The 25,244-nt window shown below is 58.8% G+C and carries 22 protein-coding genes; 8 read left to right on the top strand and 14 right to left on the bottom strand.

Annotated features, from left to right (window positions below; genetic code table 11):
- The first annotated feature begins 231 nt into the window (after positions 1-231).
- Complete coding sequence (locus tag FHC52_RS05165) at positions 232-624, top strand: hypothetical protein (protein WP_126288562.1); 393 nt, start codon at positions 232-234, stop codon at positions 622-624.
- Positions 625-805: 181 nt separating this feature from the next.
- Here FHC52_RS05165 and FHC52_RS05160 read toward each other — a convergent pair whose 3' ends face one another.
- Together FHC52_RS05160 and FHC52_RS05155 are read right to left on the bottom strand one after the other, a co-directional pair.
- Positions 806-1,189, bottom strand: a complete 384-nt coding sequence (locus FHC52_RS05160) for a SecDF P1 head subdomain-containing protein (RefSeq protein ID WP_023326846.1) — start codon at positions 1,187-1,189, stop codon at positions 806-808.
- A gap of 173 nt (positions 1,190-1,362) precedes the next feature.
- Positions 1,363-2,253, bottom strand: a complete 891-nt coding sequence (locus tag FHC52_RS05155) for an oxidoreductase (RefSeq protein ID WP_084833129.1) — start codon at positions 2,251-2,253, stop codon at positions 1,363-1,365.
- 104 nt (positions 2,254-2,357) lie between these two features.
- Between FHC52_RS05155 and FHC52_RS05150 the strand changes: the two genes are divergently transcribed.
- A complete protein-coding gene (locus FHC52_RS05150; protein ID WP_021242649.1) occupies positions 2,358-3,479 on the top strand; it encodes a YbdK family carboxylate-amine ligase in 1,122 nt (373 codons plus the stop codon).
- Here FHC52_RS05150 and FHC52_RS05145 read toward each other — a convergent pair.
- The 3 genes from FHC52_RS05145 to FHC52_RS05135 all read right to left on the bottom strand — a co-directional run bounded on the left by FHC52_RS05145 (position 3,409) and on the right by FHC52_RS05135 (position 10,427).
- Positions 3,409-6,564 carry an efflux RND transporter permease subunit gene (locus FHC52_RS05145; RefSeq protein WP_126288565.1) on the bottom strand — a complete coding sequence of 1,052 codons (3,156 nt, stop codon included), beginning with the start codon at positions 6,562-6,564 and terminating at the stop codon, positions 3,409-3,411. The two genes, FHC52_RS05150 and FHC52_RS05145, sit on opposite strands and share 71 nt — an antisense overlap.
- Positions 6,565-6,573: 9 nt before the next feature.
- Positions 6,574-7,635: an efflux RND transporter periplasmic adaptor subunit gene (locus FHC52_RS05140; RefSeq protein WP_126288567.1), complete on the bottom strand. Its 1,062-nt coding sequence runs from the start codon at positions 7,633-7,635 to the stop codon at positions 6,574-6,576.
- A gap of 83 nt (positions 7,636-7,718) precedes the next feature.
- Positions 7,719-10,427, bottom strand: a complete 2,709-nt coding sequence (locus FHC52_RS05135) for a cation-transporting P-type ATPase (RefSeq protein ID WP_220419943.1) — start codon at positions 10,425-10,427, stop codon at positions 7,719-7,721.
- Between the two features lie 488 nt (positions 10,428-10,915).
- Between FHC52_RS05135 and FHC52_RS05130 the strand changes: the two genes are divergently transcribed.
- Positions 10,916-11,164: a DUF1158 domain-containing protein gene (locus tag FHC52_RS05130; RefSeq protein WP_013097677.1), complete on the top strand. Its 249-nt coding sequence runs from the start codon at positions 10,916-10,918 to the stop codon at positions 11,162-11,164.
- A gap of 54 nt (positions 11,165-11,218) precedes the next feature.
- On the opposite strand, the gene FHC52_RS05125 is transcribed toward FHC52_RS05130, so the two are convergent.
- Complete coding sequence (locus tag FHC52_RS05125; protein ID WP_010428317.1) at positions 11,219-11,560, bottom strand: RamA family antibiotic efflux transcriptional regulator; 342 nt, start codon at positions 11,558-11,560, stop codon at positions 11,219-11,221.
- Between the two features lie 32 nt (positions 11,561-11,592).
- On the bottom strand, positions 11,593-12,696 hold the full coding sequence (locus tag FHC52_RS05120; protein ID WP_220419942.1) for an MBL fold metallo-hydrolase: 1,104 nt from the start codon (positions 12,694-12,696) through the stop codon (positions 11,593-11,595).
- A gap of 190 nt (positions 12,697-12,886) precedes the next feature.
- Between FHC52_RS05120 and FHC52_RS05115 the strand changes: the two genes are divergently transcribed.
- From FHC52_RS05115 to nfsB, 3 genes are all read left to right on the top strand, one after another.
- The gene (locus FHC52_RS05115; RefSeq protein ID WP_008499387.1) at positions 12,887-13,477 is read left to right on the top strand and encodes a TetR/AcrR family transcriptional regulator; all 591 of its coding nucleotides are present in this window, start codon (positions 12,887-12,889) and stop codon (positions 13,475-13,477) included.
- On the top strand, positions 13,467-13,835 hold the full coding sequence (locus FHC52_RS05110) for an MmcQ/YjbR family DNA-binding protein (protein WP_023293103.1): 369 nt from the start codon (positions 13,467-13,469) through the stop codon (positions 13,833-13,835). Before FHC52_RS05115 ends, FHC52_RS05110 begins: the two co-directional genes overlap by 11 nt.
- A 120-nt stretch (positions 13,836-13,955) precedes the next feature.
- Positions 13,956-14,609 carry an oxygen-insensitive NAD(P)H nitroreductase gene (gene nfsB / locus FHC52_RS05105; protein WP_021241586.1) on the top strand — a complete coding sequence of 218 codons (654 nt, stop codon included), beginning with the start codon at positions 13,956-13,958 and terminating at the stop codon, positions 14,607-14,609.
- A gap of 27 nt (positions 14,610-14,636) precedes the next feature.
- Here nfsB and FHC52_RS05100 read toward each other — a convergent pair whose 3' ends face one another.
- Together FHC52_RS05100 and FHC52_RS05095 are read right to left on the bottom strand one after the other, a co-directional pair.
- Positions 14,637-15,239, bottom strand: coding sequence for a hypothetical protein (locus FHC52_RS05100; RefSeq protein ID WP_032663988.1), 603 nt, complete (start codon positions 15,237-15,239; stop codon positions 14,637-14,639).
- A 149-nt stretch (positions 15,240-15,388) separates the two neighbouring features.
- Entirely contained in the window at positions 15,389-16,258 is an 870-nt protein-coding gene (locus tag FHC52_RS05095) for a helix-turn-helix transcriptional regulator (protein ID WP_008499383.1), read from the bottom strand.
- Positions 16,259-16,365: 107 nt separating this feature from the next.
- On the opposite strand from FHC52_RS05095, the gene FHC52_RS05090 reads away from it, so the two are divergent.
- Complete coding sequence (locus FHC52_RS05090; RefSeq protein ID WP_126288575.1) at positions 16,366-17,802, top strand: MFS transporter; 1,437 nt, start codon at positions 16,366-16,368, stop codon at positions 17,800-17,802.
- A gap of 65 nt (positions 17,803-17,867) precedes the next feature.
- Positions 17,868-19,112 carry a mechanosensitive ion channel family protein gene (locus tag FHC52_RS05085; protein WP_021241588.1) on the top strand — a complete coding sequence of 415 codons (1,245 nt, stop codon included), beginning with the start codon at positions 17,868-17,870 and terminating at the stop codon, positions 19,110-19,112.
- On the opposite strand, the gene FHC52_RS05080 is transcribed toward FHC52_RS05085, so the two are convergent.
- The 5 genes from FHC52_RS05080 to pheP form a co-directional block, all read right to left on the bottom strand.
- Positions 19,113-20,084, bottom strand: coding sequence for a LacI family DNA-binding transcriptional regulator (locus tag FHC52_RS05080; protein WP_220419941.1), 972 nt, complete (start codon positions 20,082-20,084; stop codon positions 19,113-19,115). It abuts the gene before it with no gap.
- Positions 20,085-20,159: 75 nt separating this feature from the next.
- A complete protein-coding gene (locus FHC52_RS05075; protein ID WP_165557024.1) occupies positions 20,160-21,302 on the bottom strand; it encodes a Gfo/Idh/MocA family protein in 1,143 nt (380 codons plus the stop codon).
- Positions 21,295-22,320 (bottom strand): sugar phosphate isomerase/epimerase, encoded by a 1,026-nt coding sequence (locus tag FHC52_RS05070; RefSeq protein WP_126288579.1) that lies wholly within the window; start codon positions 22,318-22,320, stop codon positions 21,295-21,297. Before FHC52_RS05070 ends, FHC52_RS05075 begins: the two co-directional genes overlap by 8 nt.
- Before the next feature lie 15 nt (positions 22,321-22,335).
- Positions 22,336-23,571 (bottom strand): MFS transporter, encoded by a 1,236-nt coding sequence (locus FHC52_RS05065; RefSeq protein WP_126288581.1) that lies wholly within the window; start codon positions 23,569-23,571, stop codon positions 22,336-22,338.
- Positions 23,572-23,815: 244 nt separating this feature from the next.
- Positions 23,816-25,204 (bottom strand): phenylalanine transporter, encoded by a 1,389-nt coding sequence (pheP, locus tag FHC52_RS05060; protein WP_220419940.1) that lies wholly within the window; start codon positions 25,202-25,204, stop codon positions 23,816-23,818.
- Positions 25,205-25,244: the final 40 nt, after the last annotated feature.

Raw genomic sequence — 25,244 nt, 5'->3', positions numbered from 1 at the left:
TTACTGCTGAATTCACTGTCGGCGAAGGTAAGTTGATGACTCATGATGAACCCTGTTCCATGGCTCCAGATGACAAACATGATCTCATATCAGGGACTTGTTCGCACCTTCCCTAGCATGTGATAATCAACCGGGGATAGGTCATCGCATCCGGTCAGGTAGTGGCGATGTGATTCTACGTTGTGAGAAATGAAAAAAGATATTTGGTGTAAAAAATGACGAAAATGGACGATGACTTTTTTTGAATATGATCTGGACTGGTTTTTATCCAGCCAGGAAGGGTACTTAGCGCATTTTGCAACAGCAGGTCAGGGGCCGATTCCTGAAAGGATCAAGTCATCTGTCGAGGACTTTAATTTTATTCTTGATTATATTTACTCACTGGAACCCTTGTCAGAGGTGTATGTCATAGAAGGCAATTTGCCTGCATTTTCAAATGACAATCAACGTTCTTCCTATCTGCGCTCATTTATTGAGATGTCAAGTAAAGGATTGTTCAGCTACGACTATGAACAAGGTGGATATAAATTAATTTCGAAACCAAAAACACCATTGAAATATGAAATATTGCCAAATGAAGTGAAAGGCGTGATTTATGTTGCAGAAAGAGAAATTGACTTATAGATATGATGTGCTGATGCGACCTGTGCTCAATTTTTTGACAAATAATAGCCATAGAAAGTCCGATCTTGTCACAGCGCGGATCGGCTCGAAGATCGATGTCCGCTGTGAGCGTAGAGCGGAAATTGTCTTTATGAATGACTTTTACATTGCCAAATAAATTATTATTTTCCGCTTTTTCTGGTTAATCACGAACACCATCATAATCGTTAAGTATTTGCATTAACATTATTCTTGGTATGTCTTTTGTGGATATTCTGAAACTGGTACTCAGGCGCGAGGCAATCATAGCGGAAGTAATTTTATTATCATCGTAGGCGATGGTCATATGCTTTCCGATATTCTGTCGGGTCATGTCCGACAACCTTTTGCCACATTCATCGGAAAATCTAAAGACTAAATTCTCTGCACCTATCTCATCCTTCTCTACATAATCAATTGTCTTTACACATCCAGAATCAAACAAAGTTTTCTCATTACCGACCGAAAAAATAAAACTCCCTTTTGCTGCAGTCGATGTCAATGGCACAAGCACCACGAGTAACAACACCCCAAATTTGATTTGCATCTTCTTCTCCTTTTATTTGTTGACCTGCTCCCCATAAATTAACATATCTCAACATTATCCACGTCTGCTTTTGGCACAAAGCAGACATTCATATTCACATCTATCATCTTCCCCCTCTTTCGCCCCACAGCCACGCTTGCCCATTATTTTGCCGAACGGAAAAACAGTAACCGTTAACCCGGCCCCTCGCTCCCCGCCGCCAGCAGCGGCACCACCACGTCGCTGATGGGCACCGCAATCCCGTGTTTGCGGCCGTAGCGCTGGATCACGCCGTTGCGGATGTCCCACTCCATCGGGCGATCCGCCTGACGGTCAGCGAGAATCGACGTGCCGAGGTCCTCAGGCGCGCGCTGAAAGTTCGCCAGAATCTCCTGCGCCACGTCATCGGCCAGCTTCGCCCCCTCGGCGCGGGCGACAGTAAGCCCCTCGCGCAGGTAGGCCAGCGCAAGCTCGCTGATATCCTCGCGCCTGAACATCCCGGCGCGGCGGTTAGCGAGCACCATCAGCCCGGCGACCGCGTTTTGCAGCAGCTTGCGCCAGGCGACGGTGGGGAAATCAGGCGAGAGTTCAACTTCACAGCGCGTACCGCGAAGCGCATCGACTACCCGCTGTGCCTGCGGCACGTCCGGCAGCGTCAGGCGCGGTTTGGCGCGCAGCCAGACGGAGGCATCCGGCTCGCGCTGCGCCGGGAACCAGACCACCGACGGCAGCACCGTTGCGCCACTGACCAAAGGCTCAAGCTGCGCCTTCTGCTCCACGCCATTTTGCAGGGCGCAGGCCACGGTATTTTCATCGCAAAGGGCGCGCAGCCACCCGGCGCTGTCGGGATTTTGCGTAGTTTTTACCGCGATAAACACGAGGTCAACGGGGCGCGTGATGGCCGTCGGATCGGTGAATACCGGACCGGGCACCACCGTTTCACCCTCATCGTGACGCAGGCGTAATTCCGGATGCGCGGTGCGTCCGCAGAGCAGCGGCGTGCGGCCCGCGTCATGCAACACCGCGGCAATGGTGGTGCCAATCGCACCGGGACCAATCAGCGCAATGGTTGGATAGTCAGACATGAGTCACTCCCCTTTTGCTAAGCCTGCTATCAGTTATACCACCCTGAGACGAGCGCGCCACACCCGTTGTCTATACTCAACATTCACAGACAACGGAGTGCGCCATGCCTTTACCCGATTTTAAATCCTCTGAACCGTTCACCCTTGGCATCGAGCTCGAACTGCAGGTGGTTAACCCGCCGGGGTACGATCTCAGCCAGGACTCCTCCGCGCTCATCGCCGCCGTCAAAGACGACATCAAAGGCGGTGAAGTCAAACACGACATCACCGAAAGCATGCTCGAAATCGCCACCGGCGTGTGTCAGACCATCGACCAGGCGGCGGCACAGTTCTCGGTGATGCAGCAGAGCATCCTGCGCGCGGCGGCGGAGCAGCACATCCAGATCTGCGGCGGCGGGACGCATCCGTTCCAGAAGTGGCAGCGCCAGGAGGTGTGCGACGACGAGCGCTATAACGTCACGCTGGAGCGCTTTGGCTACCTGATTTTGCAGGCGACGGTGTTCGGCCAGCACGTGCACGTCGGCTGCCGGACCGGGGATGACGCCATTTACCTGCTGCACGGCCTGTCGCGCTTCGTGCCGCATTTTATCGCCCTGGCGGCAGCCTCGCCGTACATGCAGGGCACGGACACGAAGTTCTCCTCGTCGCGGCTCAACATCTTTTCAGGGTTCCCGGATAACGGACAGATGCCGTGGGTCAACAGCTGGCAGGAGTTCGAAGGGCTGTTCCGCCGCCTGAGCGCCACCAGCATGATCGACAGCATCAAAGATCTGCACTGGGATATTCGCCCCAGCCCGCATTTTGGCACCGTGGAGGTGCGGGTGATGGATACGCCGCTGACGCTCGGCCACGCGATTAACATCGCCGGGCTGATTCAGGCCACGTCGCACTGGCTGCTGACCACGCGGCCGTATAAGCATCAGGAACGGGATTTTCTGCTCTACCGTTTTAACCGTTTTCAGGCGTGTCGCTACGGGCTGGAGGGGATCCTGACGGACGTGCACACCGGCGAGCACAAAACCGTGGCGGAAGATATCGCCTGGCTGCTGGAGCAGGTGGCGCCGTCGGCCGAGAAGCTCGGCGCGACAAGCGCAATCAATGAAATTGCCCTGCTGTTAAAGCAGGGCAAGAGCGAGGCGCAGCGCATGCGGGACTTTATCGCCGACGGCGGCTCGCTGATTTCTCTGGTGCAGAAGCACTGCGAGCTGTGGGCGACGAGTCCGTAAGGCCGTGACCCCACTCCCGCAGGCGCTGGAACAGCACGAACAGGGCCGGGATGAACAGAATCCCCACCACGGTTGCCACCAGCATGCCGCTGAAGACCGTGGTGCCGATGATGCGGCGGCTCTGGGCGCCCGCCCCGGTCGCCAGCATCATCGGCAATACGCCGATAATGAACGACACGGCGGTCATCATCACCGCCCGGAAGCGGCGCGAGGCCCCTTCCCGCGCGGCATCGACAATCGCCATTCCGTCCATACGCCGCGCGCGGGCGAACTCGACGATAAGAATCGCGTTCTTGGCCGCTAACGCGATCAGCAATACCAGACCAATCTGCACGTACACGTCGTTGGCGTAGCCCGCCAGCCACAGCCAGACCAGCGCCCCGCCGAGCGCGAACAGCACCGAGAGCATCACGCTTGCCGGGAGCGTCCAGCTCTCGTACTGGGCGACGAGGAACAGCCACGCCATCACCACCGCCGCCAGCACGATCCAGATCGCCTGATTGCCGGTCTGCTGTTCCTGGTACGACATGCCGCTCCAGGCGTAGTCGTAGCCGGCTGGCAGGCTCTGCGCCAGAATCTCGCCCATCGCCGCCATGGCGGTGCTGCTGCTCACTCCAGCCGCTGCCGAGCCGCTCACCGACACGGACGGGAACTGGTTGTACTGCTGCAGGAACGGCGCGCCGACGGTTGGCGTGATGGTGACGAGGTTGCTCAGGCGCACCCGCTCGCCGCTGTTGCTGCGCACGAACAGCTCGCCGATCTGCTCGGCGCGCTCGCGCCACTGCATCTCGTTCTGCATCACCACGTGGTAGACGCGGTTGTTGATGCTGAAATCCCCGGCGCGGGTGCCGCCAAAAGCGGTTTGCAGGCTGCTGAAGATGCGCGATACCGGCACGTCGAGGCGGGCGGCGCGCTCGCGGTCAACGGTCAGCGTCAACTGCGGCACGTTGCTGCTCCAGGTGGTGAACACGCGGCTCAGCTGCGGGTGCCGGTTGGCTTTCATCAGCACCTCGCGGGTGACGCGCTCCAGCTCCGCCGGGCTCTGCCCCGCCTGAGACTGGATACGCAGGTCGAAGCCCGAGGCGTTGCCCAGCCCCGGCAGCGTCGGCGGCGCGAAGGTCATGATGGTCGCTTCCGGCAGGGCAAGCAGCTGGCGCTGCAGGGTACCCATCACCTCATCCAGCGGCGGACGCTCGCTCCAGTCTTTGAGCATGATGGAGATAAACCCGCCGTTGGAGGCGCTGGTGCCGTTGAGGATGTTAAACCCGGAGACCTGAATCACGTCTTCCACCGCCGCATTTTGGGCGATCAGCTCCCGCGCGGTGGTCATCACCGCTTCGGTGCGCTCCAGCGAAGCCGCTTCCGGCAGCTGAACGCTGGCGAAGAAGTAGCCCTGATCCTCCTGCGGCAGGAAGCCTTTTGGCATCGACGTAAAGCTGAGCAGCACGACGGCCGCCGCGCCAGCGGTGGCCAGCAGCGCCAGCCACGGACGGAGGTTGAACACGCTCACGATCCGGGTGTAAAGCGTGCGCGTGGCGTCCAGCCCGCGGTTGAAGGCGCGATAAATGGCCGCCGGTTTCTCCGGACGCGGACGCAGCAGCATCGCGCACAGCGCGGGCGTCAGGGTCAGCGCCACCAGGCTTGAGAGCGTCACGGCGGTGGAGAGCGTCACCGCGAACTGGCGGTAGAGTTCGCCGACAATCCCCGGCAGCAGCGCCACCGGCACAAACACCGCCAGCAGCACCAGCGTGGTGGCAATCACCGGCCCGGCAATCTGGCGCAGCGCCAGCGCGGTCGCCGCCGTGCGGCTCTGCCCTTCCGCCATCAGCGTTTCGACGCTCTCCACCACCACGATGGCGTCATCCACCACCATGGTCAGCGCCAGAATGATGGCGAACAGGCTCAGCGTGTTGGCGGAGTAGCCGAGCGTATAGAGCACCGCAAAGGTGCCCACCAGCGACACCGGAATAGCGAACGCGACAATCAGCGTCGCGCGCCAGCTTTGCAGGAACAGGGAAACGACCACCACCACCGCCAGCATCGTGAGCGCCAGCGAGACGCCGATCTCTTTAATGGTGGCGGCGACAAAGGTGGTGGTGTCGAATTTCACCTCATAGACCAGGTCGTCCGGGAAGCGCGTCGAGAGGCGCTCCAGCTCCCCGCGCACCGCGTCGGCCACGTGCAGGGCGTTGGCGGACGGCGTCGGGTAGATACCCAAATAGGCGGAGTCGTGCCCGTTCAGCTGCGCGCCGGAGCTGTAGCTGCGCGAGCCGAGCTCGATGGTGGCGACGTCCTTCAGGCGCACCAGCTGGCCCATCTCCCCGGCGCGAATAATGATGTCGGCAAACTCGTCGGCCTGGCTTAAGCGCCCCAGCCCGTTGATGGTCAGGGTCTGCTGCTGGCCGTTAAACACCGGCGGGGTGCCCACCTGGCCGGCCGCGCCCTGTACGTTCTGCTCGCGCAGCGCCTGCGCCACGTCATCGGTGGTGACGTTCAGGGCGTTCATGCGGTCCGGGCGCAGCCAGATGCGCATGCTGTAGTCGCGCGCGCCGAACATCTGCACCTGCCCCACGCCGGGCAGACGCGACAGCGCCTCGCGCACCTGGGTGCTGGCATAGTTGCTGACGAACAGCGGCGTGTGGGTGTTATTCGGTGAGTAAAGACTTACCCCCATCATCAGGTTGGTGGCGCGCTTGCGCACCTGCACGCCGTTTTGCTGCGCCTCGGTGGGCAGCTGCGCCACGGCCTGCGCCACGCGGTTCTGCACGTCGATGGCGGCGAGGTCCGGATCGGTCCCCGCCGCAAAGGTGATGTTCAGGCTGTACGAGCCTTCGTCCGAGCTGGTGGACTCCATGTAGAGCATATGGTCCACGCCGTTCAGCTGCGTCTCCAGCGGCGTGGCGATGGCCTCCGCCACGTCGGCCGAGCTGGCACCCGGCCAGCTGGCAGAGACGTTCACCACCGGCGGCGCGATCTGCGGGTACTGCTCCACCGGGATAATCCTCAGCGCGATGGCCCCCAGCAGGGTGATGACCAGCGCAATCACCATCGCGAAGCGCGGGCGTTTGATGAAAAACGTCAGCATGATGGCTCCTTAATTGAGTATCTGGACGGCAGCGCCTGGCTGCACGCGCTGCGCGCCGTCAGTAATCGCTCGCTCACCGGGCTTCACGCCGGAGGCAATCTGAAACTGCTGGCCGATCTGCCCGGCCACGTTCAGCAGGCGCATTTCGGCGTTGCCGTCGGCATTAACCACCCAGGCAAAGAAGCCTTCGCCGTTCTGCTGGACCGCTGCGGCAGGCAGGGTCAGCACCGGCTGCTCGCTTGCCGGGCGCAAAAACACGTTCACATTGCCGCCGGGCAGCAGCTGATGGCGCGGATTGGCAAACTCGGCGCGCAGCATCACGCTGGCGGTGCGCGGGTCAACGCGGTTATCCACTGACGTCAGCTCGCCGCTGACGCGCTGGCCGTTGCTGTCGATCAGCGCCTGCCAGGCACGCTTCATGGCGTTGATATCCGCATGCTGTCCGGCTTTGGCCGCAAACGCCCTCTCTTCCAGCGCAAAGGCGATGCGGATCGGGTCAAGCTGCACCACCTCCACCAAAACGCCGCTCGCCGGGTTGACCAGGCTACCCACGTGGAAGCTGCTGTGCCCCACGCGGCCGTCAATCGGCGAGGTGATGCGGGTGTAGCCCAGGGTGACGCGGCGGGCGTCGAGCCGGGCCTTCGCCTGCTCGAGAGCGGCGCTGGCGACGTCGCGCTGCATGCGGGCGTTGTCCACGTCGTGGCGGCTGATGGCGTTGCTGCTGCCGAGACTTTCAAAGCGGGAAAGCTGCTGCTGCGCCTGGCGCAGCGTGGCTTCGGCGCTTTTCACTTCGGCCTGCGCCAGGCGCAGGGCGGCGCGCGGCTCGGCGTCGTCCAGCTCAAACAGCACGTCGCCTTTTTTCACGTACTGCCCGTCGCGGAAGTGGATTTTGGCGATCGCGCCCTCCGTGCGTGCGCGTAGCTCAACGGTGTGAATGGCTTCGATGCGGCCCGGGATCTGGCGCTCGGCGGCGTGGGCGGTTTGCTCCACGGTGGCGACGCGAACGGGAATGGCGGCGAATGCGGGTTGCAGGGTACTGACAAGAAGTGCTAACAGGACCGGGAATTTCATGGGAGTACCTCAGCGTTGTTTCTCCCCCCACCCCGGCCCTCTCCCCTGTGGGGAGAGGGTTAGGGTGAGGGGTAAGGTTTTCGTTATGCAGCCTTACGGAACCTGCGGGTCAGTCGCTTCTCGATTTCGACGACGAAGAACATCACGCCTGCAACGGCCAGGGTCACAAACCAGTAGCGCAGCGGCAGCGCTTCGGTACCGAACAGCATCTGCATAAACGGCAGGTAGATAATCGCCGCCTGGAGCAGGAACAGCACGCCCGTCACCAGCCAGATCCCTTTGTTCGCCAGCAGGCCGCGGTTGAGGGAGAACCCTTCGGTGTTGCGGCAGTTAATCATGTATACCCACTGGGCGCAGACCAGCATCTGCAGCAGCACGGTGCGGATGAACTCCGCGCTGTGGCCGCGCGGGGCCAGCCAGGCTTCCAGCGCAAAGGCGGCGATGGCAATCATGGTGCCGACGAAGGCCACGCGCCAGACGGCGTAGGCGTCCATCACGTGCTGGCCGGTCTGACGCGGCGGACGGCGCATGATGTTGCGCTCGGCGGCTTCAAAGGCCAGGCCGAAGGAGAGCGTGGCGGAGGTCGCCATGTTCATCCACAGGATCAGCACCGGCGTCAGCGGAATGATGTTCCCCGCCAGCAGCGCAATCACAATCAGCAGCCCCTGCGCCAGGTTGGTCGGCATGATGAACAGGATGGTCTTCTTCAGGTTGTCGTAAACGCGACGCCCCTCTTTCACCGCGCTGGCAATGGTGGCGAAGTTATCGTCCGTCAGGACCATGTCCGCCGCCTCTTTGGTCACTTCCGTGCCCTTAATGCCCATCGCAATGCCCACGTCTGCCTGACGCAGCGCCGGGGCGTCGTTCACGCCGTCACCGGTCATGCCGACAATTTCACCTTTGTCCTGCAGCGCTTTCACCAGGCGCAGCTTATGCTCCGGGCTGGTACGGGCGAAGATGTCATACTTCACCGCGGCTTCCGCCAGCGCGGCGTCGTCCATCTTCTCCAGCTCATAGCCGGTGACCGCCTGCTCGCTGTTGCTGATCCCCAGCATCTGCCCGATGCTCATTGCCGTCTGCGGGTGATCGCCGGTGATCATCTTCACGCGGATCCCCGCCTGCTGGCAGGCGTTAATCGCGTCAATCGCTTCCGGGCGCGGCGGATCCATCATCCCGGCGATGCCGAGGAAGATCAGGCCGTGGCTCAGGTCATCGTGCGTCAGTTCCTCCTCGCCGTTCGCCGGCTTGAACGCCGCGGCGACCATGCGCAGCCCCTGACGCGCATAGCGCTCCATCTCACTTTCCCAGTACGCGCGGTTGAAGGCTTCCGCACCGTGACGGGTCTGCTGCTCGGCGCACAAGGCGAAAATGACGTCCGGCGCCCCGGTGATCAGGATCTGCTCCTCACCGCCAATCTGGTAGTGGGTGCTCATGTACTTGTACTGCGAGTCGAACGGGATTTTGTTAACCAGCGTGGTCGTGACCGGCTCAAGGTTGGCCTTCGCCGCCAGCACCTTCAGCGCGCCCTCGGTCGGCCCACCGGTAATGCCCCACAGCCCGCGCTCGTCCTGAATCAGCTGGCTGTCGTTACACAGGTCGATGGTGCGCAGGTACTGCTCCAGCACAGTGCCCGGCTGGATGTGGACCGGCTCGTCGCTGCCTTCCAGGTAGAGGTTACCCACCGGCTCGTAGCTGTTGCCGTCCACGCGGTAGCAGGCGTCGGCGGTGATGATGGCTTTGACCGTCATCTCGTTCATGGTCAGGGTGCCGGTTTTATCCGAGCAGACCACGGTCATCGCGCCAAGCGTTTCCACCGTCGGCAGCTTGCGGATAATCGCCCGCTTGCGCGCCATCGCCTGCACGCCCAGGGAGAGGATGATGGAGATAATCGCCGGCAGACCTTCCGGTACGGAGGCGACCGCCAGGCTGATCAGGGAGAGCAGCAGCTCGCCCATCGGGATCTCGCGGAACGCCAGGCTGAAGACAAACAGCGCGGCCATCATCGCCAGAATAATCGCAAAGATCGCCTTACCCAGCTTGTCCATCTGCACCAGCAGCGGCGTACGGTGCTTCTCGATCCCCGCCATCATCTGGTTGATGTGGCCGAGTTCCGTATCCTGACCGGTGGCGGTGACCACACCGACACCGCCGCCCGCGCTGACGGTCGTTCCGGAGAAGACCATGTTGGTGCGATCGACCAGCGGTAATTCGCCGCTCAGCGGATTAACGTGTTTATCCACCACGGTGGATTCACCGGTCAGAATCGCCTCTTCCACGCGTAAATTATGCGCTTCAATTAAACGCATATCCGCCGGAATACGATCCCCCGCGCGTAATACAATAATATCGCCCGGGACTATTTCAGTTGTGGGAATTGTTTCATGGTTGCCGTTACGAATAACGCGCGCCTCGCTGGCGAGCATATTACGAATACTCTTCAGGGATTTTTCCGCGTTGCTTTCCTGAATATGACCAATTAAGGCATTGATTACCGCTACGCCCATAATAACCAGCGTATCAACCCAGTGGCCCATTACTGCCGTTAATACGGCGGCGGCCAGCAGGACATAAATCAGCACATCATTAAAATGGGCCAGGAAACGCAGCCAGGCGGATTTCCCTTTTTTTTCCGGCAGCGCGTTCGGCCCTGTTTTTTGCAGACGCGCCTGCGCCTCTGCACGGTCCAGACCGCTGGCCTGGCTCTGCGCGTGTGCAAGCACCTGCTCTACGGTCTGCTGGTATGCCAGCCCGCCGGAAGGCGGCACGTTCGGAATCACTTTTTTTTCAGTCATCGTATTTTTCCTTCAATTTCCGGTGAACAGAAGCCTGAATTCCTTTCGGGCTTAACTAAATTCATTTTAAAGTCTTGCGGGTAAAATTGATCTACCGCAATATAATGACTTCTCGGTTATTCAAAACTGATTAAAACTATTTCGATGATCTGATTTTTACAAAATATTTCTAAACCAAAACTAAACGAGGGGGAACCATGTGGGGTATTTATCGCGGACGCAGACTGGTGTTATACGTTATCGCGGCCATTGTTATTGCCACGTTAATTGGTTATAGCACCTATACATTTGTAAAATTATTTTCCTGAGGCGGACGTTTATTTACACTACGCGATAATTATTTAATCGCGTCTGGGATATTTATCTTTTTCTGTTAATTATTCACAGAATAGCGCATTCGTTTTATCCGTAAACGTGCGCCGGGTTTATATTGCTTTACGTTCCGGGATGCCGGACAATGACATTTTTAACTGACGATTAACATTACGATGAAACACCCGCTAGAATCGCTGCTCACCGCAGGCGGCATTTTATTGCTGGCACTGCTTTCATGCCTGCTGCTCCCTGCGCCTTCGCTTGGGCTGGTACTGGCGCAGAAGCTGGTTCAGACCTTTCACATGGTCGATCTTAACCAGCTCTATACCATTCTGTTCTGCGTGTGGTTTTTACTGCTCGGGGCGATTGAATTCTTTGTGCTGCGTTTCGTCTGGCGACGCTGGTTTTCACTGGCGTCGTGAGCCCATAAAAAGGCCGGGTGGCGGCTACGCCTTACCCGGCCTACACGCGACAGGTTAATGTGTCTGGCTATGGTTCTCTTTACGGTACGCGCCAGGCGGCTGGTTGAACGTGCGGGTAAAGATGCGGGTAAACGTCTGCTGCGAGTCAAACCCGTAACGCAGGCAGATGTCGTACACCCGGGCGTCGGATTCACGCAGATCGCGCGCCGCCAGCAGCAGCTTGCGTTCACGGATATAGCGCCCCAGACTCTCCCCTTTGTACTGCATAAACAACCGCTGCAGGTGCCACTTCGAGTAACCCGCGTGGCGGGCAATCTCTTCTATTCGTAATGGCTGGTGCAGATTGTCGTCGATCCATTCGACGATAGTGTCGATGACTTGAGCGGAAATGGTCATACTGCTGTCCCCCTCTGCTTCTCGCTTAAACATTATTCCCACCACGCACGAAAGGTTTGCGCGGTGTCGCTTACCCGGACGGGCTCGCCCAGTTCCGGCGTCAGCAACCGATAATTTTTATCCTGGCTGGCTTTTGCCAGCTGGATCAGCGGATCGTTCCAGGTGTGTTTCGCCAGCACGAAGCGTCCGTTATGCCCGGGCACCACGGCTTTCGCGTTCAGATCCGCCGAGGCCTGCGCCGTTTCCTCCGGCAGCATGTGGATGTACTTCCAGTCCTGGTCGTACTGGCCGTTTTCCATGATGGCGACGTCCACTTCGCCAAACTGTTCACCGATGGCCCTGAAGTGCGGGCCGTAACCGGAATCCCCGCTGTAGTAAACCTTCTGCTCTGGCGTGACGAACATAAAGCTGCCCCACAAGGTGCGATCGCGTTTGATGCCGCGGCCGGAGAAGTGACGTGCCGGCAGAACGTGCACCGTCAACGCATCGCTGATGCGCACCGACTGGTTCCAGTCGCGTTCGTCAATAATCTCGGGCTTCATCCCCCAGTAACGCAGGTGGGAGCCGACGCCCAGCGGCGTCACCACCCGCTTCACCTTCGGCAGTAACGCCCTGATGGTGGCGTAATCCAGATGATCGTAGTGATCGTGCGAGATAATCAGCAGGTCGATCGCCGGCATAATTTCTGCCCGCCACGGATACTCGCCGGCAAAGGCCTTATTGAGGAACGAAAACGGCGCGGCATAGTTGCCAAGAACCGGGTCAATCAGGATGCGTTTGCCCGCGAGCTGCAGATACCACGAGGAGTGACCAAGCCACACCAGGGTGTCCTGCTCCAGCGGCAGGCTCGCAAGATCGGTTTTCACCAGCGGCAGGGGCTGGGCCGGGCGGGCGTTTTCGGTTTTTTTGGTCAGAAACTCCCACATCGCGACCAGCATATTTTTGTCACCGTTATAACCCGGCGTCGGCAGCGTATTGTGGAATTTCCCCTCGCGATACTGTGGAGAGGCCTCCACTTCAGTAAGCCGTTCACCCTGCGGCGGCTGGCCGAATCCGGCATTCAGAACAAACGGTAAACTCGCGGCTGAAGCAATAATCATGATTAACACCACGCAGATGAAGAGAGGTTTTTTCATATCCTGACCCGAAAACGCGCCCCATCCGATAGCGTGCGCAGGGTAAACTTGATTATGAGTGAGTAAGCACTCATTATAGATATGATGATAAAGTCGTCAAGACGTTTTCGATCTTTGACATTCCGCGTTGCAGCGTGTCAAAGCACGTGTTTCAATCAGGGTTTTTATAATTGACAGGAGGAAAAATTTAGTGGCACGTCCGAAGAGTGAAGATAAAAAACAGGCCTTACTGGACGCCGCAACCACGGCGTTTGCACAGTCAGGTATTGCCGCCTCAACGGCGCTCATTGCCCGTAAGGCGGGCGTCGCCGAAGGCACCCTGTTCCGCTACTTTGCTACGAAAGACGATCTGCTGAATGCCCTCTATCTGCACCTGAAGCAGGATCTCTGCCAGACCATGCTGGCGAACCTCGATCGCACCATTACGCTGCCCAAAGAACATACCCGCAATATCTGGAACAGCTATGTGGACTGGGGTATTCGTAACCCCGTTGCCCATGCGGCGATCCGCCAGATTGGCGTCAGTGAAAAGCTGAGCGCCGAAACGGAACAGGCGGTGAAAGAGATGTTCCCGGAGCTGCATGAGCTCTGCCGCCGCTCGGTGCGTCAGGTGTTTATGTCTGATGAATTTAAAACGTTTGGCGATGCGCTTTTCTTATCGCTGGCCGAAAGCACGATGGAATTTGCCACCCGCGATCCGTCCCGCGCCGTTGAATTTAAAGCGCTCGGCTTTGAGGTAATGTGGCGCGGACTTGCCCAGGAAGAGAGCGATGGACAGTAAAACGTTGCAGGAACACGCAAAACGCGTGGCGCTGGAGCTGCCGTTCACCGAACACTGCTGGCCGTTTGGGCCGGAGTTTGACGTGTTTAAAGTGGGCGGGAAAATTTTCATGATTGTGGCCGTCGCGCACGGGCGGCCGCACGTTAGCCTGAAGTCAGACCCGGAAAAATCGCTGTTAAATCAGCAGATTTATCGCGGCGTTGAACCGGGCTATCACCTCAACAAAAAGCACTGGATTTCCCTTTACGGTACGGACGACGTGACGCCGGAACTGGTTACCGATCTCATCAATGATTCCTGGCATCTGGTGGTGGATAAACTGCCGAAAAAAGACCAGAAGTGGATCCGGCCGGTCTGATTGTTCGTCTGAGACGAACAGATTAAGCGCTCGAATTGCCCTTATCTTTTTCCGCGTCCCGCTGTAATCTGCTCACCTTTCGCGCCCGCACGCGGGCGAATTTCATCATCAGGAGTTGTTATGGATATCATTTCTGTTGCGCTGAAACGCCACTCCACCAAGGCGTTCGACGCAAGCAAAAAACTGACCGCTGAAGAAGCGGAAAAAATCAAAACCCTGCTGCAGTACAGCCCGTCCAGCACCAACTCCCAGCCGTGGCACTTTATTGTCGCCAGCACCGAGGAAGGAAAAGCGCGCGTGGCGAAATCCGCGGCGGGCACCTATGTGTTCAACGAACGCAAAATGCTGGATGCTTCTCACGTGGTGGTGTTCTGCGCGAAAACCGCGATGGACGACGCCTGGCTGGAGCGCGTTGTCGATCAGGAAGAGGCCGATGGTCGCTTTAATACCCCGGAAGCGAAAGCGGCAAACCATAAGGGCCGTACCTACTTTGCCGACATGCACCGCGTGGATCTGAAAGATGACGACCAGTGGATGGCGAAGCAGGTTTACCTGAACGTCGGTAACTTCCTGCTGGGCGTGGCTGCGCTGGGCCTGGACGCGGTACCGATTGAAGGTTTCGACGCCGCGATCCTCGACGAAGAGTTTGGCCTGAAAGAGAAAGGCTTCACCAGCCTGGTGGTGGTGCCGGTTGGGCATCACAGCGTGGAAGATTTCAACGCCACGCTGCCGAAATCTCGCCTGCCGCTGAGCACGATTGTGACTGAGTGCTAAACAAAACGGGCCGCTCTGTGCGGCCCGTTACGCTTTACTGATGACTAACCTGCGATGTGGGTGCACATCACGATCGTGTCCCCAGGCAAACGCAATCCAGCGCTCTTCCAGCTCGGCATATGAGCTCACCGGCGTTAAGTGCCACTCTTCTCCTACCGTACCGTCAGCCACGCTTATCCGATAATTCATGCTGAACGCCCAGTCTATCATGCGTAACCAAAACCGCTGTCCGTCGCCGGTTTGTTCGCTGTCAGACACAACAATGTCGTATTCGCTTAGCACCCATTGAAAGAAGGATTGTGGTAAACCACTTATAACCCGCTGATGGACAGCGCGTGGCGTACGCCACACCATGACCTGTGTCGCAGCACCGTGGGGGAACGTAATTTCTTTATGAAACGTCAGCTTGACCGCATACGCCGTATAGGGTTTTCCGTCCTCGGTGGTCACGAGACGGTATTCATCGCCGTAGCGCGATTTTAACAAGCGATATCCCACAGGCAGCATAAATCCGGGCAGATGAAAATCCACCGTACCCCGCGCAAGAAACGCTTCGGTATGTTCGACGTTTCGGGAGATAAGGCCTAATTTTTGGCTGAAATCTGCGAAATCAATCATCAGTGGCGACATGGTGGTTTCTCATGGCGTGAGTATAGACGACTTAACACCCCGTCGAAATGATGTCGATTCAGTGATGGGTTTAAGTTAACCCCCACATTACGCCAGTCTTCTCCACTTAGCAGAGACGGCTCTTATTCCCTGAAAGCCCCTCGCAAAAATTATTTCCCCTGCGCCGCCAGCCACGCCATCGCCCGCTCTCCCGCCTCATCCACTGGCAGATACACCAGCAGCCGCGATCCGTTTCGCGGCGCGGAATACCAGTACATCTGCTGCAATGTAAAATCCCCCAGCTCGGGATGGGTAAACAGCTTGAGCTGGTTCTCCACGCCGCGCACGTCGTTGCGCTGGTGCCACAGGGTTTTAAACTCTTCGGACACTGCAAAGAAGCGCGCCAGCTTGGCCTCCCAAAGCGGATCGCCCCGGTGTTCGGCCATCGCCGCGCGGAAATAGGAGACAAAGATGGGCAGCACGTCGTCGCGTCTGCCGAGGCGCGCGCGCCACGCCGGATGCGTGAGGAACAGATAAATACAGTTGCGATCTTCGGGAGGGATGTCATTGAAATCGACACCCATCAGATGCCCGAAGCTGTCGTTCCACGCCACGATATCGAAGTTCGGTTTCTGAATGCTGGCGGGTTTCGGCATCAGCGTATCCAGCAGGCGTCGGGTGCCTTCGCTAATGCCCTCGCAGCAGACCGCCTGCGGCGCTTCACCCGGCGGTAAACCTGCTAACACAAACAGATGTCGGGCCTCGGTCGGGGTACATTGCAGCGCTTTTGCCACGGCCGCCATCACCGCACTGGACGGATTGACGTCCCTGCCCTGCTCAAGCCAGGTGTACCAGGTGACGCCCACATCAGCGAGCATCGCCACCTCTTCCCGGCGCAGGCCCGGCGTGCGGCGGCGACCGCTGCGCGGCAAACCTAAGCGCTGCGGATCGAGACTTTCCCGCCGGGCGCGTAAAAATGCCCCGAGCTGTTTTCGGGTGTCATCCTGACGTGAAACGACCGGTTCAGACATCAGCGCCATAAATCCCCCTGCATGGTAGTGCCAGTACCAGTATAAGCAAGAACTGGTACCCGTTTATCTGATGGTAGATGCTACGACCATCTGTTGAATGACGCAATGGAGTTACCATGAATACGTCAGTTGTTTCACCGGGTCGCGCTGGCCTGATATTGCTGTTAACCGGCCAGATGCTGCCGATGATTGATACCTCAATCACTAACGTGGCGCTGGACGCCATCACCCATTCACTGCATGCGACCGCTACTGAACTGGAGCTGATCGTCGCCCTCTACGGCGTGGCCTTTGCCGTCTGCCTCGCGCTCGGCAGCAAGCTGGGGGATAACTTTGGCCGTCGTCGTCTGTTCATGTGGGGTGTGGCGAGCTTTGGCCTGGCCTCGCTGCTGTGCGGAATGGCGGGGAACATTGAACAGCTGCTCGCCGCGCGCATCGTTCAGGGCGCGGGGGCCGCACTGATCGTGCCGCAAATTCTTGCCACGCTGCACGTCACGCTGAAAGGCACCGCCCACGCCAAAGCCATCAGCCTGTTCGGCGGCATCGGCGGGATTGCGTTTATCGTGGGACAAATGGGCGGCGGCTGGCTGGTATCGGCGGACATCGCCGGGCTGGGCTGGCGTAACGCCTTCTTTATCAACGTGCCGATTTGTCTGGTGGTGCTGGCGCTGAGCCGCCGCTTCGTACCGGAAACCCGTCGCGAGACGCCGTCACGCATCGACTGGCCGGGTACCGCGCTGCTGGCGGTCATGCTTTGCTGCCTGCTGTTCCCGATGGCGCTCGGCCCCCAGTGGCACTGGTCCTGGCCGCTGAAGGCGATGCTGCTCGCCCTTGTCCCGCTGGCCTGGCTGATGGCGCTGAACGCGCGCAAAAAAGAGCGTGAGAATGCCCACCCGCTGATCCCGCCGCGCCTGCTTGCGCTTCGTAGCGTGCGCTTTGGCGTCCTGATTGCGATGCTCTTTTTCAGCGCCTGGTCCGGGTTTATGTTCTGTATGGCGCTGACCATGCAAACCGGTCTGGGGATGGCGCCGTGGCAGTCCGGGAACAGTTTTATCGCCCTTGGCGTGACCTACTTTGTTTCGGCCTGGTTCGCGCCGCGGCTGATTGCCCGCTACAGCACCAGCACAATCCTGCTGACGGGGCTGGCGATCCAGATTTCCGGCCTGCTGGCGCTGATCGCCACGTTCCGCGTTTGGGGCATGGAGAATACCACCCTGACGCTGGCACCCGCGACCGGACTGGTGGGCTACGGGCAGGCGCTGATCGTGAACAGCTTCTATCGCATCGGGATGCGCGACATTCAGCCTGACGACGCGGGAGCCGCGAGCGCTATTTTAAGCACCCTGCAGCAGGCCGCGCTGGGCCTTGGCCCGGCCATTTTTGGCGCCATTTTGCTGCACGCGCTTCAAAACCATCACGGGGATTACACCCAGGCGGTGAACGTCTTCCTGATGGTGGAAACAGCTATGATGGTGGTACTTGCTCTGGCGACGCTGCGTATCCGCCATAGCCTGTGCCTGCCGGTGGCGAAGATCTGTCAGGCCGCCAAATAAGTTCGTGAATTTGCATAATAGATCCGCAGCCGCCATTATGGGGCTGCAAAAATACAGGAGACGTTATGCAGGAATTGATTGCTCAGGTTGAAGAGTTAGGCATTGAAATTAATCACACCACCTCTTTAGTGATTATCTTTGGTATTATTTTTCTTACCGCCATCATCGTTCATTTTATTCTGCACAAAGGGGTACTTCGCGCATTCGAAAAGCGCGCGCAGGCCAGCAGCCATTTATGGCTGCAGATCATCACCCAGAATAAATTATTTCACCGTCTGGCCTTTACCCTACAGGGGATAATCGTCAACGTCCAGGCGGTACTGTGGCTGCAAAAAGGCAGCGAAGCGGCGGAAATACTCACCACCTGCGCGAAGCTGTGGGTGATGGTCTATGCCCTGCTCTCCTTCTTCTCGCTGCTGGACGTGATTTTCAATCTGTCGCAGAAAATGGCCACCGCGTCGCAGCTGCCGCTGAAGGGGATTTTCCAGGGCATCAAGCTGGTGAGCGCCATCCTGGTGGGGATATTGATTATCTCCCTGCTGATTGGCCAGTCCCCGGCGATTCTGATCAGCGGTCTGGGCGCCATGGCCGCCGTGCTGATGCTGGTGTTTAAAGACCCGATACTTGGACTTGTAGCGGGTATCCAACTTTCCGCCAACGATATGCTCAAGCTCGGCGACTGGCTGGAGATGCCGAAATACGGTGCCAACGGCACGGTGACGGATATCGGCCTGACCACCGTGAAAGTGCGCAATTTCGATAATACGATTACAACCATTCCGACGTGGGCGCTGGTCTCCGACGCCTTTATCAACTGGAGCGGCATGTCGGCCTCCGGCGGGCGACGCATTAAGCGCAGCCTGAACATTGATACCACCAGCATTCATTTTCTCGACGAGCAGGAGCAGCAGAAACTCATTCAGGCGAAACTGCTGAAGCCTTATCTGGCCGCGCGCCATGAGGAAATTAGCCTCTGGAATCAGAAAAACGGTGAAGGGGAATCGGTATTAAACCTGCGCAAGATGACCAATATCGGCACCTTCCGCGCCTACCTGAACGAATATCTGCGCAACCACCCGCGCATTCGTAAAGATATGACGCTGATGGTGCGTCAGCTCGCGCCTGACGCGAATGGCTTGCCGATTGAAATATATGCCTTCACCAACACGGTGGTCTGGGCAGAATATGAGGAGATTCAGGCCGACATCTTCGACCATATTTTCGCGGTGGTGGATGAATTTGGTCTGCGCATTCACCAGTCGCCAACCGGGAACGATATTCGCTCCCTGGCTGGCGTCATCGCGCAATAATCAGGTGCTGGCGCGGGAAATAAAGCGCCAGTCCATCATCACCCTTTCCGTGGGCGCGTCCGGGTTGTCGATCTTATTTAAGAGCAGATCGACCGCCTTGCGCCCGATATCCCGCGACGGCTGTTCGATGGTGGTAAGTGAAATCATGTCCGCCAGCTCCGTACCGTCAAAGCCGACCACGGCAATATCCTCCGGCACCCGAAGACCTGCCTGCAGAATGGCGCGCAGCGCGCCCGCCGCCAGCGTATCGGAAACGGCAAATACCGCATCCGGCGGATTATCTTTTAACAGGTTTTGCATCGCCGCCATGCCCGCCCCGGAGCTGAGATCGCTGGCATACTCCACCGCCTGATAGTCCAGATCGCGCAGGTGGATCACGCTCTTGTAGCCGCGTTCGCGCAGGCGGGCATATTTGTAGCTGAGATCGTGGTTGATCATCGCGATACGCTTGCGGCCGCCGTCGGCCAGCTGGCTGACGGCATGCTGTGAAGCGTCCACATCATTGATGCCGACGCAGGAGACCGCGCCCGCATCGGCATATTCGGCGCACTGCACCCACGGTGCAGAACCAATCAGCGCGGCAAGTTCCGGCAGCTTCGAGAAGGCGTCCATGGTGATAATGCCGTCGACGATTTTGCCGGAGAGCAGGCTTAAGCCCGAGCGGGAGCGCTCGATGTCCGAGCCGGAGTTGCACAGCAGAATGCGGTAGCCGTTTTTCTCCGCCTCGGCTTCGATGCCCTTCACCACTTCGGCGCAGAACGGGTTGGCAATGTTGGACACCATCACCAGGATCATATAGCTGCGAGCGGTGCGCAGCTGACGGGCGAGCAGGTTTGGCTGGTAGTTGCTCTCCTGAATCGCCCGCAGAACGCGCTCGCGGTTTTTCGCCTTCACGGTGTCGCTGTTATTCAGCACGCGGGAGACCGTCGCCACGGAGACCCCGGCCAGCTGAGCGATTTTCTGAATTGACATAGCGACGACACATCCTGCGGTTAGCGTTTTGTGCAGGCTACCATAAATTTATTGCCCGGCGAACCGGGCAACGCGTTATTGTTCCACGCGCACCCAGCGCTGCTGCTGATGGCTTTTCACAATGGCATCAATGATATACATCACGTTTGCGCCATCGTGAAACGTCGCAAACTGCGGCGTATCCGGCATCGCGCCCGCCTGCACGGCGCGGTAGAACTGCGCCATCATATTTTTGAAGGCGTCCGGCCAGCCTTCGATATGTCCGCCGGGGAAGTGGGCGCTGTCGGCCACGTCAGGGTTCATCAGCCCCGGATCGTCGGTGAGCGTCTGGTTGGCCTGCGCGCGATGGCCGATCCACAGCTGCTGCGGCACCTCCTGGTCCCACGCCAGCGAGCGCTCGCTGCCGTTGATCTCAAACGTCAGGCGGTTTTTACGCCCGGCGCTCACCTGCGAGATGCTAAAGCAGCCCTTGCTGCCGTCGTCAAAGCGGAACAGCACCGAGCCGAAGTCTTCGGTCGTGACCGGTTTGTCTACATACTCCGCCTGCTCGTCGTGGGAGAAGGTTTGATTCCCGACCTTGCTGGCCCTGCGCGTCGGCCAGACGATGGATAAATCAGCCATCACCTCGATAATGCGCCGCCCGGTAACGAACTGCACCGTGTCGCACCAGTGGGAGCCGATATCCGCCACCGCGCGCGATGCGCCGCCGAGCGCGGCATCCACCCGCCAGTTGTAGTCGGTTTCCAGCAGCATCCAGTCCTGTAGGTAGCTGCCGTGTGAGGCAAAAATCCGCCCGAGGCTGCTTGCGCGCATCATGCTCGCCGCCTGGCGCACCATCGCAAACTGACGATAGACAAAGCTCACGCCATGCACCACGCCCGCCAGCTCTGCCAGCGCCACCAGCTCGCGCGCCTCGTCCGGCGTCATGCACAGCGGCTTTTCGGAAAACACATGCTTGCCCGCGCGCAGGATCTGGCGGTTAATCTCCGCGTGCAGGTAGTTCGGCGTGCAGTTGTGCACCACGTGCAAATCAGGGTGCGCGAGCAGCTCCTCAACGCTGCCGTACGCGTGCGGTACGTTTAGCAGGCCCGCCTTTTCCTGCGCCTTAACGAGCGAGCCGTCGCACAGCGCGACCACCTGAACAAACCCAAGGCGCCTGAGCGCCTCGATATGTGCCGGGCCAATAAACCCGCTGCCGACGATCCCGACGTTAATCATGGCTGCCCCCTGCGGCGAAATCGTCAAACGCGCGCCCGGCAACCGGAATGATGTGGCGGCGGATAAATTCGCTGCCCTCACTCGCGCCGGTATCGCCATCCTTCAGGCAGCACTCCCACTCCAGCACCGCCCAGCCGTCATAGTCGTACTGGGTCAGCTTGCTGAAGATGCCCTTAAAGTCGATTTGCCCGTCACCGGGCGAGCGAAAGCGTCCGGCGCGGTTGATCCACGGCTGGTAGCCGCCGTAGACGCCGCTGCGCCCGCTGGGGCGGAACTCCGCATCCTTGACGTGGAACGCTTTAATGCGCGCGTGGAAGATATCGATAAAGGCCAGATAGTCCATCTGCTGGAGCAGCATATGGCTTGGATCGTAGAGAATGTTGCAGCGCGGATGGTTGTCCACCAGCGCAAGAAAACGCTCGAAGGTGACGCCGTCGTGCAGATCTTCCCCCGGATGCAGTTCAAAGCAGACGTCCACCCCCTGCTCGTCGAAGGTATCCAGAATCGGCCGCCAGCGGGTCGCCAGCGCCTGGAACGCCTCCTGAAAGCGCTGCTCGTTATGCGGCGGCCACGGATAGAAAAACGGCCACGCCAGCGAGCCGGAGAAGGTGGCGTGTGCTTTCAGACCTAATCTTGCCGAGGCGACCGCCCCCTGCTTCAGCTTCTCCGTGGCCCACGCCCGACGCGCAGCATCGTTACCGCGCACGGAAGCGGGCGCAAAGTGGTCAAACGCGTCGCTGTAGGCGGGGTTCACCGCCACGAGCTGCCCTTCCAGATGGGTCGACAGTTCGCTGATAACCAGCCCGTGCGCGGCCAGCTTAGCGGCGATGTCGTCGCAGTAGGCCTGGCTCTCTGCGGCTTTCTCGACGTCAAAGATGTGCGGATGGTTGCAGGGGATCTGCACCGCCTTATAACCTTTACCTGCCGCCCATTCAGCCAGCCCGTCGAGCGAATTAAACGGCGCTTCTGCGCCAATAAACTGCGACAAAAAAATGCCGGGTCCTTTCATCGTCCTCATACCACCTCCTGAACGTTACGCCTTGTCATCGTCATACTTAAACGTGAGAAGGAAAATCAGCGCGATCGCCGCGGCCGCTACCGCCGGGATCCACCAGAATGTCACCCACGCCTGCGGCACGGTCTGCCCTGCCACCAGGCGGTTATAGAGCGCGCCGGAAATCTGCGAGCCGAGCAGCATGCCGATGCCGTAGGTGAACATCACGATCATGCTCTGGGCCTGGCCTTTCACCTTTTCGCCCGCCACGCGGTCGGTGTAGATAAAGCCGACGACAAAGAAGAAATCGTAGCAGACGCCGTGCAGCAGGATGCCGAGATACAGCAGAATGCGCCCCTCCTCGCTGACGCCCAGTGCGAACATGGCGTAACGCACAAACCACGCCAGCATGCCGATCAGCAGCATGACCTTCACGCCCAGACGGCGGAACAGCAGCGGAATAACCAGCATGAAGACGATCTCGGACATCTGCCCGAAGGACATGGCGGTGCTGACGTCGGCAATTCCCGCATCCGCCAGATACGAGGCGGTGTAGGCGTAATAGGTGCCGAGCGGGACGGAGATCAGCATCGCGCAGACGGAGAAGACGAAAAAGTGGCGGGTTTTGAGCAGCGCAAAGGCATCCGCGCAGAAAAGATCGCGTACCTTCACCGGCAGGCCTTTCGCCGGAGCAGGCGTGTGCGGCAGCGTCAGGCTGTAAAGCGCCAGCAGCACGGAGCTGGCCGCCGCCACCTGAAAGATGGTAACGCTGGACGCCACGCCGGTGACGCCGATGAAAATGCCCGCCGCGATCCAGCCGATGGTGCCGAACACGCGCACCACCGGGAAGGTTTTATCCACGTTTGCCAGGCTGTGAAACGCGATATTGTTGGTCAGCGCCAGCGTCGGCATGTAGCAGAGCATGTAGCCAAACAGCAGGCCAATCAGCAGCGCGCCGTTCTCGGCAATCAGCGCCCCCGGCACGAACCAGAGGATCGCCGCGCCCGCCAGGTGCATCACCGCCATCACCTTCTGCGAGGCGAAGAAGCGGTCCACCAGCATGCCGAGCACGAACGGCGAGAGAATGGAGGCGATAGGCCCGGCGGAGAACGCATCGCCAATCAGCAGAGACATGTTGTGCTGGGTCATCACCAGGCCGAGCGTAACCGACCAGCTACCCCAGATAAAAAACTGCAGAAACATCATCAGCGACAGCCGCGGCACCAGCAGCCGATGCTGCGCTATCGTCTTTTCACTACTTTCAGTTGACACCATAATAAGCCTCACCCGGAAAAAGTAATCGATTACAAAATGATTCAAATAAAAAGTAATCGATTACAAAATAAAGATCCTGTGGATCGAAACAGATTTGGGAGGGGGGTCACGATAAAGATGAAGCAGTGTTTTGTAGGCCCGGTAAGCGCAGCGCCACCGGGCGTGAAGGCAGGTGCGGTCTGGTTTGGTGCGGTCTGTTGCCCTCACTCCGGCCCTCTCCCACAGGGAGAGGGAGAAAAACGGGCTACTTTTTACGTGAGAGCTTAAATGCGATAAACAGGAACACCACCCACACCGGCAGCAGCATCGCCGAGAGGCGCATCTCATCCATGGTGCACATCAGCACCAGAATCAGCCCCAGGAACGCGATACAGAGGTAGTTCCCCGCCGGGTAAAGCAGCGCCTTGAACTGCGTTTCGCGCCCCTTGCAGCGCATCGCGGCGCGGAATCGCAGGTGCGCGAGGCAGATCATGATCCAGTTCAGCAGCAGCGTGGCGACAACCAGCGCCATCAGCAGGCCGAAGGCCTGTTTCGGCAGCAGGTAGTTAATTAGCACTACCAGAGACGTAATCGCGCCGGAAAGGAACAGCGAGTTCACCGGCACGCCGCGACGGCTGACGCGGGTGAGGAATTTCGGCGCGTTACCCTGCACGGAGAGACCAAACAGCATGCGGCTGTTGGAGTAAACGCCGCTGTTATAGACCGACAGCGACGCCACCAGAATGACGAAGTTCAGCGCAGAAGCCACCACGTTGCTGTTCAGATCGTGGAAAATCATCACGAACGGGCTGCTGTCGGATTTCACTTCTACCCACGGGTAGAGCGCCAGCAGCACCACCAGCGAGCCGATGTAGAACAGCAGGATACGGTACACCACCTGGTTAACCGCTTTCGGAATGCTTTTGTGCGGGTCATGCGCTTCCGCGGCGGTGATGCCAATCAGCTCCAGCCCGCCGAAGGAGAACATGATCACTGCCAGCGAGAGGATCAGCCCTTTCCAGCCGGTCGCCAGGAAGCCGCCGTGCTGCCAGAGGTTATCGATCGTGGCGCGCTCGCCGCCGTGACCAGAGAACAGCAGCCACAGGCCGAAGCCGATCATGCCGATAATCGCCAGCACCTTGATCAGCGCAAACCAGAACTCGGTTTCGCCATACAGGCGGACGTTGACGAGGTTAACGGCGTTAATGATGATGAAGAAGGCCGCCGCCCAGATCCACGTCGGGACATCCGGCAGCCAGTACTGCATATAGATGCCTGCGGCGGTCAGCTCCGCCATCCCGACCAGCACGAACATCACCCAGTAGTTCCAGCCGGAGAGGAAGCCTGCGAACGGACCCCAGTATTTATAGGCAAAATGCGCGAAGGAGCCTGACACCGGCTCTTCAACGACCATCTCGCCAAGCTGGCGCATGATCAGGAAGGCGATAATCCCGGCGATACCGTAACCCAGCAGCACCGCCGGACCGGCCATCTGAATAGCGGGGCCGATGCCGAGAAAGAGCCCGGTACCGATTGCGCCGCCAAGGGCAATTAACTGAATATGTCGATTTTGCAAACCACGTTGCAGCGTCGGATTCTGATCCGACGAGGCTTCAGCGCTACCATGGCCTGAAGCGGATGACGCGTCTTTCACGTCCTACCCCTGTCTCTTTTTTAGAAGGGGCACGTTTTAA

The organism is Enterobacter sp. EC_64 (assembly GCF_019584165.1).
Taxonomy (GTDB): Bacteria; Pseudomonadota; Gammaproteobacteria; order Enterobacterales; family Enterobacteriaceae; genus Enterobacter; species Enterobacter roggenkampii.
The sequence above is the reverse complement of the archived record's forward strand: the minus strand, read 5'-3'. Positions and strand labels throughout refer to the sequence as shown.

Bases quoted from the DNA above. Each gene is read 5' to 3' on its own strand.
- FHC52_RS05165 (WP_126288562.1), top strand. From the start codon at position 232: ATGACTTTTTTTGAATATGATCTGGACTGGTTTTTATCCAGCCAGGAA.
- FHC52_RS05160 (WP_023326846.1), bottom strand. From the start codon at position 1,189: ATGCAAATCAAATTTGGGGTGTTGTTACTCGTGGTGCTTGTGCCATTG.
- FHC52_RS05155 (WP_084833129.1), bottom strand. From the start codon at position 2,253: ATGTCTGACTATCCAACCATTGCGCTGATTGGTCCCGGTGCGATTGGC.
- FHC52_RS05150 (WP_021242649.1), top strand. From the start codon at position 2,358: ATGCCTTTACCCGATTTTAAATCCTCTGAACCGTTCACCCTTGGCATC.
- FHC52_RS05145 (WP_126288565.1), bottom strand. From the start codon at position 6,564: ATGCTGACGTTTTTCATCAAACGCCCGCGCTTCGCGATGGTGATTGCG.
- FHC52_RS05140 (WP_126288567.1), bottom strand. From the start codon at position 7,635: ATGAAATTCCCGGTCCTGTTAGCACTTCTTGTCAGTACCCTGCAACCC.
- FHC52_RS05135 (WP_220419943.1), bottom strand. From the start codon at position 10,427: ATGACTGAAAAAAAAGTGATTCCGAACGTGCCGCCTTCCGGCGGGCTG.
- FHC52_RS05130 (WP_013097677.1), top strand. From the start codon at position 10,916: ATGAAACACCCGCTAGAATCGCTGCTCACCGCAGGCGGCATTTTATTG.
- FHC52_RS05125 (WP_010428317.1), bottom strand. From the start codon at position 11,560: ATGACCATTTCCGCTCAAGTCATCGACACTATCGTCGAATGGATCGAC.
- FHC52_RS05120 (WP_220419942.1), bottom strand. From the start codon at position 12,696: ATGAAAAAACCTCTCTTCATCTGCGTGGTGTTAATCATGATTATTGCT.
- FHC52_RS05110 (WP_023293103.1), top strand. From the start codon at position 13,467: ATGGACAGTAAAACGTTGCAGGAACACGCAAAACGCGTGGCGCTGGAG.
- nfsB (WP_021241586.1), top strand. From the start codon at position 13,956: ATGGATATCATTTCTGTTGCGCTGAAACGCCACTCCACCAAGGCGTTC.
- FHC52_RS05100 (WP_032663988.1), bottom strand. From the start codon at position 15,239: ATGTCGCCACTGATGATTGATTTCGCAGATTTCAGCCAAAAATTAGGC.
- FHC52_RS05095 (WP_008499383.1), bottom strand. From the start codon at position 16,258: ATGGCGCTGATGTCTGAACCGGTCGTTTCACGTCAGGATGACACCCGA.
- FHC52_RS05090 (WP_126288575.1), top strand. From the start codon at position 16,366: ATGAATACGTCAGTTGTTTCACCGGGTCGCGCTGGCCTGATATTGCTG.
- FHC52_RS05085 (WP_021241588.1), top strand. From the start codon at position 17,868: ATGCAGGAATTGATTGCTCAGGTTGAAGAGTTAGGCATTGAAATTAAT.
- FHC52_RS05080 (WP_220419941.1), bottom strand. From the start codon at position 20,084: ATGTCAATTCAGAAAATCGCTCAGCTGGCCGGGGTCTCCGTGGCGACG.
- FHC52_RS05075 (WP_165557024.1), bottom strand. From the start codon at position 21,302: ATGATTAACGTCGGGATCGTCGGCAGCGGGTTTATTGGCCCGGCACAT.
- FHC52_RS05070 (WP_126288579.1), bottom strand. From the start codon at position 22,320: ATGAGGACGATGAAAGGACCCGGCATTTTTTTGTCGCAGTTTATTGGC.
- FHC52_RS05065 (WP_126288581.1), bottom strand. From the start codon at position 23,571: ATGGTGTCAACTGAAAGTAGTGAAAAGACGATAGCGCAGCATCGGCTG.